The organism is Dyadobacter sp., from assembly GCF_051859145.1.
In the GTDB taxonomy this organism is placed as follows: domain Bacteria; phylum Bacteroidota; class Bacteroidia; order Cytophagales; family Spirosomataceae; genus Dyadobacter.
Genome location: NZ_JBHYGF010000027.1, coordinates 14,109 through 14,462 on the forward strand (window position 1 = coordinate 14,109; position 354 = coordinate 14,462).

Annotated in this window: 1 pseudogene; it reads right to left on the minus strand. The window is 42.1% G+C overall.

What is annotated here, in order from left to right:
* A pseudogene (locus ACTIE6_RS02555) lies at positions 1-354 on the minus strand (RNB domain-containing ribonuclease); the annotation flags it as partial.

A 354-nucleotide genomic window follows, 5' to 3' on the forward strand; every position in this document is an offset into this window, starting at 1 on the left:
GAATATTTTAGCAAGATTGTTCAGCGTAGTCAGTTCTTTCGGAAAATCACCTTCTCCTGAATCCAGTACTGCCTGCGCCTCTTCGTAGCTATATCTTTTGTCAGAATGGATCACGGTTCTTCCAAACCATTCTTTCAATAATTTTCCTTTTGGACTGATTTCAAAAATGGCTGAAAATGCGAGCTTATCTTCGTTAGGTCTGAGTGAACAAAGATTGTTGGAAAGCTTTTCGGGGAGCATTGGTACCGTTCTGTCTACCAGGTAAACCGAAGTAGCGCGGCGGTAAGCTTCTTTTTCCAGTTCTGTATTTGGCAAAACAAAATGCGAAACATCCGCAATGTGAATGCCCACTTC